We start from the raw sequence: 15,077 nt of genomic DNA on the forward strand, positions 1-15,077 counted from the left end.
GATGATGAAGGTGCGTTTGGCGTACGGCGAGTCCGGGCTGGTCATCGAGGCGGATCCCGCGCGTACGACCGTGGTGGAGCCGGTGCATCACGAGGCCGCAGGCGATCCGGTCGCGGTACTGCGGCGCGCGCTGCGGGAGCCGGTGGCCGGGCCGCCGTTGCGTGAGCGCGTCCGGCGGGGCCAGACCGTGGCGATCTCCGCGTGTGACGGGACCCGGCCGCAGCCGCGGGAGTTGATGATTCCTGCTGTGCTGGCCGAGCTCGACGGCGTGATCGACCTCGACGACGTGGTGGTGCTCGTCGCGACCGGTACGCATCGCGGCAACAGCGACGCGGAACTGCGCCAGATGTTCGGTGACGAGGTTGTCGACTCCGTGCGGATCGTCAATCACGACGGACGCGATCGGGACCAGTTGGCCTGGCTGGGGGTGCACGGCGACGGCGTCCCGGTCTGGTTGAACCGCCAGTGGGTGGATGCCGACGTCAAGATCACCACCGGCTTCGTCGAGCCGCACTTCTTTGCCGGATTCTCCGGCGGACCCAAGCTCGTCGCACCGGGTCTCGCGGGTCTCGACACCGTTCTCGTGCTGCACGACGCCGCCCGGATCGGCGACCCGAGGGCGACGTGGGGAGTGATCGACGGAAACCCGGTGCACGACGATGTGCGCGCGATCGCCGACGCCACCGGTGTCACCTTCGCGCTGGACGTCGTACTCAATCGTGACAAGGACATTGTCGCGGCGTTCGGGGGTGACCTGCTGCCGATGCATGCCGCCGCCTGTGCCACGGCCAAGCGGATCGCCATGCAGCCGGTCGAGGCGCCGTTCGACGTCGTCGTCACCACCAACTCGGGCTTTCCCCTCGACCAGAACCTGTATCAATCCGTCAAGGGAATGTCGGCCGCACACCAGATCGTGCGCCCGGGCGGCACCATCATCTGCGCGGCCGAGTGCCGTGACGGATTCCCGGATCACGGGGACTACCGCTCGGTCCTCGTCTCGGCTGCCTCGCCCCAAGGGCTGCTCGATCAGATCGCGCGCAGCGCCGAGACGACGCCCGATCAATGGCAGGTGCAGATCCAGGCCCGAATCCAGGCGACGAGCCGGGTCGTCATGCACACCGGCTTCCTCACCGACTCCGAACTGCACGCGGTGCACCTGGAACAAACGGCCGACGTCACAGCATCCGTCGCGGAATCCCTCGCCGCAGCAGGCCCGGACGCCCGCCTGTGCATCCTGCCGGAAGGACCACAGACAATCCCGTACTTGACCGGCGGATGATCGGACAGCCGATGGAACCCAGCAGACATCTACCGCAGCCCGAGTACGCGGGTTATCTCTATGTGCACTTCAAGCGCGAGTCGGTCGACGGTGAGCAGATCTACTTCGCCTTGAGCGACGGCAACGACCCGCTGCGCTTCCACGACCTCAACAGCGGCAAGCCGGTGCTGTACTCCGCCATGGGAGAATGCGGTGTACGCGACCCGCACATCGTCCGTTCGCCGGAAGGTGACCGGTTCTTCCTGGTGGCGACCGACTTGCGTCTGTACGCGAGCCTGGACTGGGACCGGCACCAGCGGCGGGGCAGCCGCTCGATCATGATCTGGGAGTCGACGGATCTCGTGAACTGGGGCGAGGGCCGGCTGGTCGAGATCGCACCGCCCGCAGCTGGTAACACCTGGGCGCCTGAGGCGGTGTGGGATCCCGAGCAGGGCGTCTACCTCGTGCATTGGTCCTCAACGCTGTACGACAATGCGGCCCACGACGGTGAGAGCTACAACCGGATCATGTGCGCGACCACCCGCGACTTCCGCGAGTTCTCGGAGCCGCAGGTCTGGATCGACCGGGGATGGCAGACAATCGACGCCACCGTGATCGAGCACGACGGGGTCTACTACCGCTTCCTGAAGGACGAGCGCGGCCGCGACGGTACCGCGCCGTACGGCAAGTCGATCTTCTCCGAGACCTCGACCTCGCTGACCGGCGCCGAGTGGAAGCCGCTGGCCGAAGGCATCGGCCTCGGCGCCGTCGTCCAGGGCGAAGGCCCGCTGGTGTACAAGTCGAACACCGCGGACAAGTGGTACCTCTGGATCGACGAGTTCACCCGCGAACGCCGCTACGTCCCCTTCGAGACGTCCGACCTGGCCGGCGGCGCCTGGATCCCCTGCGACAACTACCGCCTGCCCGAGGACCCCTGCCACGGCGTCGTACTGCCGGTCACCGCCGAAGAGTACGAACGACTCGCGACCGCCTGGAGAGACGCCTAGGGCCGTCAGGCGTGGAGCTTGCTGTCCTGCTCCTGTGCGGCCTTGAGGTCGGCGAGCAAGGTGTCGCGGCAGTTGTTGAGGTCGGTCAGTAGCGCGGCAACGGCCTGGTCGGGGTCGCCGCTGCGGATGGCCTCCAGGATGGCGGCGTGGCGGTCGGTTAGAGCGATCAGGTCGAGGCCGGCGTGGGCTCGCACCTGGGCGATGCACAACTGGGTCTCGCCCATGACGGTCTCGTGCATCCGGCGTAGGCGCTTGCTGCCGGTGGCGGCGACCAAGGCGCGGTGGAGGGCGATATCGGACTCGGTGTGCTCGGCGTGCTGGTCGCGCTCGGCCGCCATCCGCATCAGCGCCAGCGACCGATCTGCGTCGCCGGGCACCTCGCGGCGGTTCGCGAGCGTCATCACGGCGCGGGACTCGATCGGCTCCCTGGCGAAGTAGAGGTCACTCACATCGTCGGCAGACAGTTGCGGCACCACGGCGGTACGGCGCGGTCCGCGGCGCAGGAGTCCTTCATTCGTGAGTCGGTCCAGCGCAGCCTTGGCGGTGGGGCGGGCGACGGTGAATCGGTTCGCGACCCAGATCTCCGAGAGCTTTTCGCCCGGTGGGATCTCGCTGGCAACGATCTGCTTGCGTAGCGCTGTGGTCAGCGAGTCGGTCAGCGAAGTGCTCTCGAGTTCGACGCTCACTCCCACCGCCTCCTTAAGGTTCTGCACCCGACTCGGGTCTCGGTCGGCCTGTGCGCATACTAATTGATCGCTAGCCAACCTGCCTGACAGGTGTGCTGATCATTGGAAGGTCGTCCGATCCGCGTTCAGTTTGGCGATCCGGTCCCAGTCGTACGTCACGCCGAGGCCCGGTCCGGTCGGTACGCCGACGCAACCGTCCTCGCCGACCGCGGACAGGTCTTCGGTGTAGTCGTCGGCAAAGACTTCCGGCAGCGACGGGTTACCGGTGCTGGGATCCAGGAGCCCGAGCTCGTAGTAGTTCGTGTTCCGGATCGCCGCCATGCAGTGCCGCTGTGCCGGACCGGCCGCGTGTACTTCGAGGTCCAGCCCGAGCGCCTCGGCTGCGTGCGCGGTCTTCATCACCCCGGTGATGCCGAGGTCGAGCTCCGGATCCGCGCGGAGAAGGTCCGTCGCACCGTCGAGGGCGAGCGCGGTTCGCAGCTCGAGTCCGCGGACGAATTCGGTGATGAGCAGCGGCGTACGCACGCGGTCACGCAAGATCCGGTGTGCCAGCGGGGCGTCGCCGCGCATCGGATCCTCCCACCAGTAGGCGCCGACCTCGTCGCAGAACCGGCCGAGCTTGAGCGCCTCCGCAAGGGTGGGGAGGCTTTTGCCCGGGTCTGTCATGATGTCGCTGCGCCCGGCCGACCCTTCCGCGGTGGCGCCGAAGATCTCGATCTCGTCCTTGGCAGTGCCGGCGGACCGGCCGTGGATCTTGAAGCCGGGGATGCCCCGGCGGGCGCATTCGTCGGCGAAGTCCCGGTAGCTGTCAGCAGTAGCGAGGGAACCCTGCCCGTGCCCGCCCCCGACCGTGCTCACGTAAGCGGGCAGCCGGTCCCGGTACCGGCCGAGTAGTTGGGATATCCCGAGTCCGGCCAGCTTGCCGGCGGCGTCCCACAGCGCGATGTCGATCGCGCCCGCGCCGATCCGGTCGGTCTTGGCGAAGCCGCCGTTCAAATCGTCCCAGATGGCCTCCCGGTCGTGCAGATCACGACCGACGAGACTTCCCGCCATCGCTTTGACCTGGGCGATCGCGTACGGCGGCGCGCTCCACATCACGACGTACCCGCCTTCCGCGCCGTCGTCGGTGCGGATCCGGATCCCGAACCGGCGTGTCGTCCGGCTCGGCGGCGTCGCGGCGTTCAGCGGCTCGCCCTTGCGGTCGAAACGGCGTACCACAGTGTGGTCGAACTCGATCAACTCGACTTCGGAGATGATGGACATGAACCTCCCGCCCGGACCTATTTGAGGCCGGTGGTCGCGATGCCCTGGGTCAGGGCCTTCTGGGCGAACAAGAACACGGCGAAGACAGGGATCAGCGTGACGACGGACATCGCGAACAGCGCGCCGTAGTCGCTGAGTCCCGCGGAGTCGGAGAAGGTGCTCAGCCCCAGGGGGACCGTGTAGAGGTCAGGCCGGTTCAGGTAGAGCAGTGGGGTGAAGAAGTCGTTCCAGGTCCAGATGAAGGTGAACACCGCGGTGACGCCGATCGCGGGCATGCAGAGCGGCAGGATGACGCTCCAGAACGTACGGAGTGGCCCGCAGCCGTCGATCGCCGCGGCGTCGTCCAGCGTGGTCGGCAGGGTGCGCATGAACTGCACCATCAAGAAGATGAAGAACGACTCGACCCCCAGGAACTTCGGCAGGATCAGGGGTACGTAGGTGTCGGTCAGGCCGAGCCTCGAGAAGATCACGTACTGCGGAACGACGGTCACGTGGAACGGCAGCATGATCGTCGCCAGCATGGTCGCGAACATCGGTCCCCGCAAGCCGAAGCGCAGCCGGGCGAACGCGTACGCGGCGAGTGTGCACGAGATAAGGTTGCCGACGATGCAGGCGATGGCGACGAGCATCGAGTTGAGCATGAACCGCCCGAACGAGATGCCGAGCGAGTTCCAGCCGTGCAGGTAGTTGTCCAGCGTCAACCCGCCGCCGCCGGCCCCGTCGCCGAAGATGTCGCTGTTGTTCATGAACGATCGCGTCAGCATCCAGATCAGCGGGTAGATCATGATGATGCCAAAAGCAACCAAGAGCAGGTGTCGCCAGCCGCGACGCGTGATCCATTCCAGAATGCCTGTCCTCATCTCAGATCAGTCCTCGTAATGAACCCAGTAGCGGGCGGCGACGAAGTTGATGGCGGTCAGCATGCCGATCACGACGAACAGGATCCACGCCAGCGCACTGGCGTAGCCCATCTCGAAGTTCTTGAAGCCGGTCACGAACAGGTAGAGCGTGTAGAACAGCGTCGAGTTCGCCGGGCCACCGGTTCCCGCGGAGATGATGTAGGCCTGCGTGAACGCCTGGAACGAACCGATGAGCTGCAGGATCAGGTTGAAGAACACGACCGGGCTGAGCAGCGGCAGGATCACCGAGGTGAACCGCCGCCACGCGCCGGCTCCGTCGACCTTGGCCGCTTCCACCAGCTCCTCGGGGATCTGTCGCAGCCCGGCCAGGAAGATGATCATGGGCGAGCCGAAGGTCCACACATGCAGGATGATCAGCGTGTCCAACGCATGCGCAGGCTCGGAGATCCAGGAACCCATCTGAATGCCGAGTTTTCCGGCCAGCTCCGGCACCAGACCGGTGCTGGAGAACAGTTGCCGCCAGAGCACCGCCACCGCGACGCTGCCGCCGAGGAGCGAGGGCAGGTAGTACACCGATCGATAGATCGCCAGCCCTCGAACGCCTTGGTTGAGCAGGACCGCGATCGCCAGCGCGAAGGTGAGTTGCAGCGGGACCGAGATGAACACGTACTTCGCCGTCACGCCGGCGGCCGCGAGGAAGTCCGGGTCGCTGAACATCCGCCGGTAGTTCTCGAGTCCGGTGAACCGAGGAGAGGTCCCGAGCCGGTAGTCGGTGAAGGACAGATACAGCGAGGTCACCATCGGCACGAGCGTGATCAGCAGCACGCCCGCGATCCACGGCAGCAGGAACAGGTAGGCAATCCGCGATCGCCGGCCGCGGGCACGGCCCCGGGCTGCCTGCTGAACCTCGTTGATCAGGGCCATCGCGCTATTCCGCCGGCGACTCGGTCAGCGGCTGCCAGTCGCGCTGCTGCCCCTCCCACCGGTGCAGACCCAGCTTGACCGCGTCGAGCCGCTCCATGGTGGCGCCGTCGTAGTGGCCCAGCGACAGGCCGTCGGCGCCGGCCTCCACAGCTGCCCTCACGCTGTCCGTCAGTGTCTGGGTGGTGGCGTTCGGCCGTACGCCGAGCGCGGCGATCAACTGCTGGTCCTCGCGCAGCGCGCGGCGGCACTTCATCAGCTTCGCCCGTTTGGTCGCTACCCCCTCGGCCGTGCCGAGCTGGTCGGAATAGTCGGATTCGCGGACCGAATCGACGTACGTGAATGCCGAGGCGAAGTCGAGGCCGGCGCGCTCCGGCGAGGCCATATACGTGTTGTACCGGAACTCGACCTGACGTCCGGAAGCGGCAAGCGCCTCCCGGACCAGCGCGAACAGCCGGTTGACCGAGCGCTTGCGGAACTGCAGCCACGCGGTGAACGCCTCGTTCTCGACCAGCAGGGCCGATTCGGTGTAGTTGGACTCGTCGAGGAGCTGGCGTTCGTGCAACTCCTCCAGCCCGATTCGGCGGGACAGGTTGGCCAGGTGAGTGACTTGGTGGACGACGGCGTCCCAGTCGAGCCCTTCCTCGGTCGCCTTCGCCTTGCAGGCCGCGCAGAAACAGCCGCCGGTCGCCACCGCAAGCAGCTGCTGCCAGGAGGTCGGGCCGAAGCTGTGCGTCCCGCCGTCGTCGCGTCCGGCGCCGAACAGGACCAAGCACGTCTGCACGTAGTCGACATCGTGGTTGGCCGCGACGTCGGCGAACAAGCCGTACAGATAGTCCTGTACGTCGGGGTGGTTGAGGCAGGGGAGTGCCCGCTGAGCCTCGACCGCTTCGAACGCACCGACGATGTTGCCGTACACATCGCGCTGCAGTACGTCGGACAAGTTCTCTCGCGCGTACTGCGCGTCGATGATCGTGTGCGAGATCTCGCAACCGGTGCGCATACCGCGCCGGCGGGCCGCGGTGGTCAACTCGTCGAGCCAGTCGCGGCCGATCAGGAATTCGCGCTCGGTGGTCAGCGGCTTGATCCGCTGGTACTTGCCGGGGTCCGGGGCCCAGTACACCCGGCTGTCCTCTGGAACGTAGTAGCGACGGACCGGGTTGTGCGGGTAGTGCCGCGCGTGCAGCGGCCGTTTCTCCTTGTGCATCAGGCCGACCAGGTACGCCGAGTTCACCTCCGCCCGGCTGCTCAGGACGTCGAGGATGTGCTCGATGCCCTCGTCGGCCAGGTCCCATGGGTAGAGGCTGGCGGCGATCTCGTTCAAAGGCATAGCGGTCCTTCCGCGCGTTCGGGGTAGTTACTTCTTCAGGAGCTTGGTGCGCAGGTCGCCGAAGATCAGATCAACGGTCTGCTGGATCGAGGCCTTGTCGTAGGCGAGGTTCTTCCATGCCTTGACCATGTCGCTGGAGAAGGCTCCGGACGTGGCCAACCCGCCGCGTACCGGCCTGGTCTTGGCACCGGCCTCGAAACCGATGTAGGTGAGGAACTGCTTCTCGGCGGGCGTCACCGAGGTGGCGATGGCGTCGCGCACCGTCTGGGTCGGCGGAGCGCCGATCGTCGTGCCGATGATCTTGGCGCGGTCGACGTCGTTGAGCAGATAGTCGGCGAACTTCAGCGCCGCGTCCGGATTCTTCGTGTTGGCGGCGACGCACAGCATGTTGGGCGAGAGCGCGATCGCCTTGGTGCCCGCCCCGCCGTTGCCCGGACACGGCATGAGCACCAGCGCATCCTTGGTCAGGCCTTGCAGTTCGAGCATCTGGTTGGAGTTGCGCATGTGATACGCGGCCAGGCCACGGATCATCGGCGCGCCCTCGAAGTACGGGTTCTGCTCCAGCGCCAAGGCTGTCGGAACGGACGCCTTGGTGTCGCGCAGGTTCTTCCAGTAATTCAGCCACTCGGTCATCAGGTCCTTGGTGAAGCCGAGATCGCCGTTCTCCGCCCACATGTCCTGATCGTGCTGACGGGCGTACGCCCCGAACCAGTCGGCCGCGCCGCCGGTGTTCGGATCGTCGGTGCCGAAGAACTTGTCCCCCTTGGCGGAGTGGATCTTCGCGCTGATCTGGGCGTACTCGTCCCAGGTGTAGGAGTCCGGATAGTTCTTCACCGGTATGCCGACCTCGTCCAGGACGTTCTTCTTGGCGAACAGCCCGATCGACTGCAAACCGTGGGTCATCGCGTACTGCTTGCCGTCGAGCCGGCCCGGAGCCTTGATCGCGTCACTGAAGCCGGCGTCGGCGATGCCCTTTCCCGCGCCGAGGTGCGAGGTCAGGTCCATAACGTGGCCGCCGGCAACGAGTTGGGGCAGCAGGTCACTGGTCACCCAGAACACGTCCGGAAGATTCTTGCCCGACATCGCGACGGTGATCTTGGTTTCGATCGCGTCGATGTCGCCGAACTCGGGGCTGACCTTGATCGTGGGGTTCTTGTCGGTGAACGCCGTGGATGCCTTCTGGAAACGTTTCACCCGGTCGTCGGAACCCCAGAACATGAACCGGAGAGAGGCCGACTTCGACGGGCCGGAGCCGGAGCCGGACGAGTCGCCGCAGGCCACGAGGGCCGGGCCGGCGACTGCTGCGGCGCCGAGTCCACCCGCCAGGCGGAGAACGGAGCGGCGCGACAGACGAGAGAGCGGGACGGACATAGCCATCACCTTTCACTCGGCGCGATCGGACGCGGGGCTCCGATGCGCTGTGGGGATGTGCCTGCGAATTATCTTCAATTCGGCAAACTTGTCTGTCAAGATGACAGACTAGACGAGTTTTCAGGAGAGTATTGCTATGCCGACGCTCCCGCTCAGCGCAAACATCTCGATCCTGTTCACGGAGCTGCCGTACCTGGATCGTCCGGCCGCCGCCCGCGCCGTGGGGTTCGAGTACGTCGAGAGCTGGTGGCCGTTTCCCGGACCGATTGCGTCGGCGGAGCAGGTGAACGCGTTGATCGGCGCACTGGAGCGAGCCCACGTCGAACTCTCGGGGCTCAACTTCTTCGCCGGTGACATGCCGTCCGGCGATCGAGGTATTGCCTGCCGGCCAGACCGCCAGGACGAGCTCGGTTCCAACACCGAGCAACTCGTGGAGATCGCCCGGCGGACCGGGTGCCGCTCGTTCAATCTGTTGTACGGCCAGCTGGACGATCGATGGTCCGACGCCGAGCAGCGGGACACCGCGATCCGCGCCGTACGGACCGCGGCGACCGTCCTGGCCGAGATTGACGGAATCGTTCTGCTGGAGCCGTTGGCGCTTGGCCTGAACGGGGCATATCCGTTGGTCGACGGCGACGACGTGGTCGAGTTGCTGGAGGGCCCATTGCGCTCGGCACCGAATGTCCGGCTGCTGTTCGACCTGTTTCATCTCGGCAGCAACGGCGTCGACCTGGTCGCTGCAGCGGAGAGGCTGGCACCGTGGATCGGTCACGTCCAGGTCGCCGACTGCCCCGGTCGCGGCGAGCCTGGCAGCGGTGATCTGCCGATCGAGGAGACGGTCGCGACCCTCGTTGCGGCGGGCTATCGCGGCGTGATCGCTGCGGAGTACCAGCCGACCGGGCCGACGGAACAGTCGCTCGACTGGGTCGATCGGTTGGATGTCATCGATCAGTCCGGGTGATCAGTTCCTGTTCCTCTTGCGGTTGCCGCTCTTACCGTCATCCCGAACCTCGCGTTCTCCAACCGAACTGCGGATCGAGGGATGGAATGCCTCAGCCACTTGCCGATATCCGGCTGCGCGATTTCGCTCCAGTTTCGATGCTGACCACGACGGTGTCCGACGTGAATGAGCCGGCGGCGCCGATCGTCGATGTGCACAACCATCTGGGTCGCCGCTTGACCGGAGTGTGGCGGGCACCGGACCCAGCAGCGTTGATCGGGTTGATGGACAAGGCCGGCGTGGCCACGATCGTGAATCTCGACGGCGAGTGGGACGACGAACTCGAGGCGAACCTCGATCGCTATGACCGCAGCTATCCAGGGCGTTTCGTGACCTTCGCACGCCTCGACTGGGCCGATACCGGGACCTCCGGATGGGGTGACCGGCTGGCTGCGTCTCTGACTGATTCGGTACGTCGGGGCGCCGCGGGCCTCAAGCTCTGGAAGGACATCGGACTCCGGATCCGCGACGAGCACGACCAGTTGATCTTCCTCGATGATCCGCAGCTGGAACCGCTCTGGGCAGCGCTGGCCGAGGCGGATGTGCCGGTCCTGATCCACACCGCCGATCCGGCAGCATTCTTCCAGCCGTTGGACGCTCGCAACGAACGACTCGAGGAACTGCTGCGGCATCCCGACTGGCATTTCCACGGCGCGGAGTTCCCGCCGCTGCAGCGCCTGCTGGACGCGCTCGAGGCCGTCGTCGCAGGGCATCCGGACGTGCGTTTCATCGGCGCCCACGTCGGTTGTCTCGCGGAGAATCTCGACTGGGTGGAGCAGATGCTCGACCGCTGCCCGAACTATCGCATCGACATCGCCGCCCGGCTCGCAGAGCTCGGTCGGCAGCCGCGGCGGACCCGGGCGCTGATCGAGCGCCATCCCGACCGGGTGCTGCTCGGTACCGACTGCGCGCCGCCCGAAGCGGCCGACTACCAGATGTATCAGCGTTTCCTTGCCAGTACGGACGAGGCCTTCGAGTACTCGTCGATCCAGCCGCCCCCGACCGGACGCTGGACGATCTCGGGTCTGGGTCTTCCGCACGATCTCGCGGCCGCGGTCGAGGGGGACAACGCCCGCGCCTTCATTCCAGCGCTCGCCACTCCGGCGAGGAGGACCGATGCCGGAGTTTGATCTGGTCATCATCGGCGGCGGCATCGTCGGCGCAAGTGCCGCGCTGGCCGGCGTTCGGAAGGGTGCGCGGGTCGCAGTCGTCGATGCCGGTCTGGCCGGGCGGGCCACCGATGCGGGGGCGGGTATCGTGTCGCCGGTCGCTCTCGATCGTGGTGAGCTGCGGCCGGAGTGGACATCGGTGATCACCGAATGCGTCGGCTACTACCGCAGCCTGCTGGCCGAGCTCGATGCCATCGATCCGGCTGGTGCGGGTTCGGCGACCTTCGAGCAGGTCGGTGAACTCGTAGTAGCGGGGGACGATCCGCAGGAGCAGGCAGCACTCGATGCGGTCGCCGAGCGGTTGTCGCGGCCAGAGGGCCGACGTGCTCATGGCATCACCAAGCCCGTGCAGACCATCGACGGCGCCGATCTACGCCGGTACTGGCCAGAACTCCGTGGTGACTTGCGTGGTCTGTACATCGCCGAGGTCGGTCGCGTCGTCGGGTCGCGGTTACACGATCGGTTGATGACTGCGACGCGCCGACGTGCACAGGGTGCTCGTGACGGCGCCGCGTTCGAGCTGATCCCCGGTGCCGGGATGCTGGACCCGCTGGACTCGTCACCTCGCGTCCGCGTCGGTCACCGGGTGCTCGACGCCGGGGCCGTGCTACTGGCCACCGGAGCCTGGGCCGGCGCAGACCTCGCCGGATTCGGAGTCTATGTAGACATCCGGCCGATTCGCGGGCAGCTCGTGCACCTGCGTCTCGACGGCCAGCAGACCGGCATGCGGCCGATCGTCAACACCCCCGGTGGCGGCTACCTACTTGGCTTCGACGACCGCATCGTCGTCGGCGCGACACACGAGGACGTCGGTTTCGACGCCCGCGTCACGGCTGCCGGGCAACACGCAGTACTGAGTGCCGCCCTGGACCTTGCACCGGGACTGTCGGCCGCGACGGTGCTGGAGACCAGGGTGGGCTTGCGACCGGCTACCACCGACGGCCTGCCGCTGATCGGAGCGGTGGCGCCGGCAATTCACGTCGCCACCGGCCTGGGGGCGTGGGGTCTGACCCTCGGGCCGTTGCTCGGCGAGCTGGCGGCTCGGCATGCACTCGGCGACCCCCTGCCGACCCGCCTCGACTTCCTCCGCCCGGGCCGCCCCCTCCTGAAGGAGTCCGCATGAACACAGCACGACGTCTGTTGAGCCTCTGCCTCACCCCGCTTCTCCTCGCGGCGGCCGCTTGCTCCGGGTCTTCGGAGTCCGCTGACAACGAGCACGTAACTCTCACCTACGCGATCTGGGATCAAGCTCAGTCGGCTGCGATGAAACAGATCATCGAGGAATTCCACGCCCAGCACCCGAACATCGACGTGCAGGTGCAGGTCACGCCGTGGGAGAGCTACTGGACCAAACTGCAGACCAGCATCACCGCGGGCAGTGGCCCGGACGTGTTGTGGATGACGATGGTGTACGCGAAGTACTACGCGGTCGGCGGCGGCATCGCTCCGCTCGACGACAAGATCAAGGACTCGAAGCTGGACATGGGCGCCTACGTGCCCGCCGTCACCAAGGCCTACACGGTCGACGGGAAGGTCTACGGCATTCCCAAGGATGTCAACGGATTCGGGCTCTGCTACAACAAGAAGCTCTTCGACGCGGCCAAGGTGAAGTACCCGGACGACTCGTGGACGTGGAGCGATGTCATCGCTGCGGCTCAGAAGCTGACCAATCCCCAGAAGGGCGTCTTCGGATTCGTCGCGCCCGAGGCCGACGAGCTGAGCTGGTATCTGACGGTGCCGCAGGTCGGCGGCCAGGTCATCTCCGACGATGAGAAGAGCTCAGGCTACGACAAGCCGGCGACGATTCAGGGCATTCAGTTCTGGACCGACATGATCACGAAGTACCACGTCTCGCCCACGCTGCAGCAGACCACCGACACCGACCCGCTGGCGATGCTCACCTCGGGCAAGGTCGCGATGAGGTATTGCGGTTCGTGGGAGCCCGAAGAGATCGCGGCTGTCCCGTACGGCAAGGCCAACATCGACATCGCGCCGCTGCCCGCCGGCCCGGACGGGAACCGGAAGTACTACAGCAACGGGTTGGCGAACAGCATCTCGGCGAAAAGCAAGCATCCCCAGCAGGCATGGGAGTTCGCGCAGTTCCTCGGATCCGAACGCGCGGCCGAGATCCAGGCGAAGACCGGAACCGTGATCCCGGCGTACCAGGGGCACGCGGATGCCTACGCCAAGGCAATGCCTGAGTTCAATCTCCAGGTCTTCGTCGATCACCTCAAGTACGCCGAGCCGTTCCCTGCGTCGACCGACACCGCTGCCTGGCGTGACACCGCGACGAAGCAGTTCGCGGACGCATGGACAGGCAAAGCCCCGGTCGCAGACGTCTCGCAACGCGTTGCGGAGGCGATGAACGCGGCATTGGCGAAGGAGAAGAAGTGAGTAGCTCTGGCACCGCTACGGTGCCGGCCGAATCGCGAGCGGACGGTACGCCTGGCCGACAACAGCCGGACAGGCGTCGGCCGCGGCCACCCACCCGGGACAGCGGTTGGTGGGCCGCGATGTTCTTGCTGCCGGCCGCTGCAGGGCTACTGGTCTTCGAGATCTGGCCGACCTTCCAGACGATCTACTATTCCTTCACCAGTTGGGGAGCGTTCGGCGGGCATGTCTGGTCGGGACTCGAGAACTACCGGACGCTGATCGCCGACTCCGACGTCCTGCACGCGGTGGTCAACACGGCGATCATCAGTGCCATCTCGTTGCTCGCCGTGCCCTTGTCGGCGATCGTGGCGGCGCTGCTCAGTCTGCCGGGCATGCGTGGGGTCACCGTGTACCGCACGCTGTACTTCCTGCCTGTAGTCACATTGCCCGCCGCAGTCGCCCTGACCTGGAAGTTTCTCTTCAACGGCGACTACGGTCTGATCAACTGGCTGCTGTCCAAGTTCGGCATCGACGGCCCGCATTGGCTTTCCGATCCCGCCACGGCGATCTTCGCCATCAGCATCGTCGCCGTGTGGGGGTCGATCGGCTACAACATGGTCATCTTTCTCTCGGGCATTCGGGGCATACCTGTCGACTACTACGAGGCAGCCGAGCTGGACGGGGCCGGCCGGGTGTCGCAGTTCTTCCACGTCACGGTGCCGCTGCTGACGCCGTCGATCTTCTTCGTCACGGTGATCACGGTGATCAACTCGCTGCAGGCGTTCGACCTGATCTACCTGATGGTCGGCCAGCAAAGTCCCGCGATCGCGAGGACCGAAACTCTCGTCTACCTGTTCTACCAGCGTGGCTTCGCCGAGCACGACGGAGGCTATGCGGCAGCAATTGGCGTCGTACTGCTCCTCGCGACTCTGATCCTGACCGCGGCCCAGTTCCGCTTGCAGAGGAGGTGGGTGCACTATGGCTGACTCCGCCCAACCGCCCGTCGGTCGCCGACGCCGCTATTTGCCCCGGCATCCGGTCGCTCATCTGTTGCTGTGTCTCGGCGCCGTTGTCATGGTCGGGCCGTTCCTTTGGCAGCTCACGACTTCGCTGCAGACTTTCGGCGAGTCCGTGAGTGTGCCTCCGACCTTCGTACCGCGCTCACTCCAATGGTCGAACGTGACAGCCGTCTTCGCTGCGTTGCCGTTCGGCCAGCAGTTGCTGAACACGACGTTGATGACGATCGCCCGAACGGTCGGCCAGGTCCTGTTCAGCTGTCTGGCCGGCTTCGCCTTCGCCCGGATGCAATTCCGCGGCAGCGCGGTGCTGTTCGGCATCTTTCTGTCGGTGACGATGGTTCCGTATCAGGTGTTCCTGCTCCCGCAGTACCAGATCATGCAGCGGCTCGGCCTGCTGAACACCCTGGTGGCACTGTTCCTACCCGGCATGTTCAGCGCGTTCGGCACCTTCCTGATGCGTCAGTTCTTCAGGCAACTACCGATGGAGATCGAGGAGGCCGCCCGGATCGACGGGGCGAACATCCTGCAGATCTTCTGGCGGATCATGCTGCCGATGGCTGCGCCCGGCATGATCGCGCTCGGCGTACTCGTCATCATCTGGTCCTGGAACGATCTGCTCTGGCCGCTGGTGGTGAACTCGGATCCTCGGCAGATGCCGGTGTCCGCCGGGTTGGCCAGCCTGCAGGGGCAGTACACGACGAACTTCCCCGTCCTGATGGCCGGTTCGCTGCTGGCGAGCCTGCCGGTGATCGTTGTCTTCATCGTGTTCCAGCGGCACCTGATGAGTGGTATCGCCTTCTCCGGCGTGAAGGGCTGACGC

At 65.9% G+C, this 15,077-nt stretch carries 14 protein-coding genes; 8 read left to right on the forward strand and 6 right to left on the reverse strand.

The features are described from left to right. Position 1: 1 nt before the first annotated feature. Together larA and EV645_RS18865 are read left to right on the forward strand one after the other, a co-directional pair. The gene (gene larA, locus EV645_RS18860) at positions 2 to 1,279 is read left to right on the forward strand and encodes a nickel-dependent lactate racemase (RefSeq protein ID WP_198681695.1); all 1,278 of its coding nucleotides are present in this window, start codon (positions 2 to 4) and stop codon (positions 1,277 to 1,279) included. Between the two features lie 11 nt (positions 1,280 to 1,290). Continuing rightward, positions 1,291 to 2,265, forward strand: coding sequence for a glycoside hydrolase family 43 protein (locus tag EV645_RS18865; RefSeq protein WP_157997100.1), 975 nt, complete (start codon positions 1,291 to 1,293; stop codon positions 2,263 to 2,265). A 5-nt stretch (positions 2,266 to 2,270) separates the two neighbouring features. On the opposite strand, the gene EV645_RS18870 is transcribed toward EV645_RS18865, so the two are convergent. From EV645_RS18870 to EV645_RS18895, 6 genes are all read right to left on the reverse strand, one after another. Then, the gene (locus EV645_RS18870; RefSeq protein WP_130445193.1) at positions 2,271 to 2,951 is read right to left on the reverse strand and encodes a GntR family transcriptional regulator; all 681 of its coding nucleotides are present in this window, start codon (positions 2,949 to 2,951) and stop codon (positions 2,271 to 2,273) included. 99 nt (positions 2,952 to 3,050) lie between these two features. Next, positions 3,051 to 4,214 (reverse strand): enolase C-terminal domain-like protein, encoded by a 1,164-nt coding sequence (locus tag EV645_RS18875; RefSeq protein ID WP_130445194.1) that lies wholly within the window; start codon positions 4,212 to 4,214, stop codon positions 3,051 to 3,053. A 17-nt stretch (positions 4,215 to 4,231) separates the two neighbouring features. Continuing rightward, positions 4,232 to 5,074, reverse strand: a complete 843-nt coding sequence (locus tag EV645_RS18880; RefSeq protein WP_198681696.1) for a carbohydrate ABC transporter permease — start codon at positions 5,072 to 5,074, stop codon at positions 4,232 to 4,234. Positions 5,075 to 5,080: 6 nt separating this feature from the next. Beyond that, complete coding sequence (locus tag EV645_RS18885; RefSeq protein ID WP_130445195.1) at positions 5,081 to 5,998, reverse strand: carbohydrate ABC transporter permease; 918 nt, start codon at positions 5,996 to 5,998, stop codon at positions 5,081 to 5,083. 4 nt (positions 5,999 to 6,002) lie between these two features. Further along, positions 6,003 to 7,325 (reverse strand): alpha-amylase family protein, encoded by a 1,323-nt coding sequence (locus EV645_RS18890; RefSeq protein WP_130445196.1) that lies wholly within the window; start codon positions 7,323 to 7,325, stop codon positions 6,003 to 6,005. A 27-nt stretch (positions 7,326 to 7,352) separates the two neighbouring features. Then, entirely contained in the window at positions 7,353 to 8,696 is a 1,344-nt protein-coding gene (locus EV645_RS18895) for an ABC transporter substrate-binding protein (protein WP_157997101.1), read from the reverse strand. A 136-nt stretch (positions 8,697 to 8,832) separates the two neighbouring features. Between EV645_RS18895 and EV645_RS18900 the strand changes: the two genes are divergently transcribed. The 6 genes from EV645_RS18900 (at position 8,833) to EV645_RS18925 (ending at position 15,074) form a co-directional block, all read left to right on the forward strand. Continuing rightward, positions 8,833 to 9,657, forward strand: coding sequence for a hydroxypyruvate isomerase family protein (locus tag EV645_RS18900; RefSeq protein WP_130445198.1), 825 nt, complete (start codon positions 8,833 to 8,835; stop codon positions 9,655 to 9,657). A gap of 161 nt (positions 9,658 to 9,818) precedes the next feature. After that, complete coding sequence (locus tag EV645_RS18905) at positions 9,819 to 10,826, forward strand: amidohydrolase family protein (protein ID WP_198681697.1); 1,008 nt, start codon at positions 9,819 to 9,821, stop codon at positions 10,824 to 10,826. Further along, entirely contained in the window at positions 10,813 to 11,988 is a 1,176-nt protein-coding gene (locus EV645_RS18910) for an NAD(P)/FAD-dependent oxidoreductase (protein WP_130445200.1), read from the forward strand. Before EV645_RS18905 ends, EV645_RS18910 begins: the two co-directional genes overlap by 14 nt. Beyond that, positions 11,985 to 13,259, forward strand: a complete 1,275-nt coding sequence (locus tag EV645_RS18915; protein WP_130445201.1) for an ABC transporter substrate-binding protein — start codon at positions 11,985 to 11,987, stop codon at positions 13,257 to 13,259. The genes EV645_RS18910 and EV645_RS18915 overlap by 4 nt, the downstream gene beginning before the upstream one ends. Continuing rightward, positions 13,256 to 14,224 (forward strand): carbohydrate ABC transporter permease, encoded by a 969-nt coding sequence (locus tag EV645_RS18920; RefSeq protein WP_242000504.1) that lies wholly within the window; start codon positions 13,256 to 13,258, stop codon positions 14,222 to 14,224. Before EV645_RS18915 ends, EV645_RS18920 begins: the two co-directional genes overlap by 4 nt. After that, positions 14,217 to 15,074 (forward strand): carbohydrate ABC transporter permease, encoded by an 858-nt coding sequence (locus EV645_RS18925; protein ID WP_130445203.1) that lies wholly within the window; start codon positions 14,217 to 14,219, stop codon positions 15,072 to 15,074. Before EV645_RS18920 ends, EV645_RS18925 begins: the two co-directional genes overlap by 8 nt. Positions 15,075 to 15,077 lie beyond the last annotated feature (3 nt).

The organism is Kribbella rubisoli (genome assembly GCF_004217145.1).
GTDB lineage: Bacteria > Actinomycetota > Actinomycetes > Propionibacteriales > Kribbellaceae > Kribbella > Kribbella rubisoli.

What these genes read in the sequence shown, in the direction of transcription:
- EV645_RS18900 (WP_130445198.1), top strand. Translation starts at nt 8,833, where the DNA reads ATGCCGACGCTCCCGCTCAGCGCAAACATCTCGATCCTGTTCACGGAG.
- EV645_RS18895 (WP_157997101.1), bottom strand. Translation starts at nt 8,696, where the DNA reads ATGTCCGTCCCGCTCTCTCGTCTGTCGCGCCGCTCCGTTCTCCGCCTG.
- EV645_RS18880 (WP_198681696.1), bottom strand. Translation starts at nt 5,074, where the DNA reads ATGAGGACAGGCATTCTGGAATGGATCACGCGTCGCGGCTGGCGACAC.
- larA (WP_198681695.1), top strand. Translation starts at nt 2, where the DNA reads ATGATGAAGGTGCGTTTGGCGTACGGCGAGTCCGGGCTGGTCATCGAG.
- EV645_RS18890 (WP_130445196.1), bottom strand. Translation starts at nt 7,325, where the DNA reads ATGCCTTTGAACGAGATCGCCGCCAGCCTCTACCCATGGGACCTGGCC.
- EV645_RS18885 (WP_130445195.1), bottom strand. Translation starts at nt 5,998, where the DNA reads ATGGCCCTGATCAACGAGGTTCAGCAGGCAGCCCGGGGCCGTGCCCGC.
- EV645_RS18910 (WP_130445200.1), top strand. Translation starts at nt 10,813, where the DNA reads ATGCCGGAGTTTGATCTGGTCATCATCGGCGGCGGCATCGTCGGCGCA.
- EV645_RS18865 (WP_157997100.1), top strand. Translation starts at nt 1,291, where the DNA reads ATGGAACCCAGCAGACATCTACCGCAGCCCGAGTACGCGGGTTATCTC.
- EV645_RS18925 (WP_130445203.1), top strand. Translation starts at nt 14,217, where the DNA reads ATGGCTGACTCCGCCCAACCGCCCGTCGGTCGCCGACGCCGCTATTTG.
- EV645_RS18875 (WP_130445194.1), bottom strand. Translation starts at nt 4,214, where the DNA reads ATGTCCATCATCTCCGAAGTCGAGTTGATCGAGTTCGACCACACTGTG.
- EV645_RS18915 (WP_130445201.1), top strand. Translation starts at nt 11,985, where the DNA reads ATGAACACAGCACGACGTCTGTTGAGCCTCTGCCTCACCCCGCTTCTC.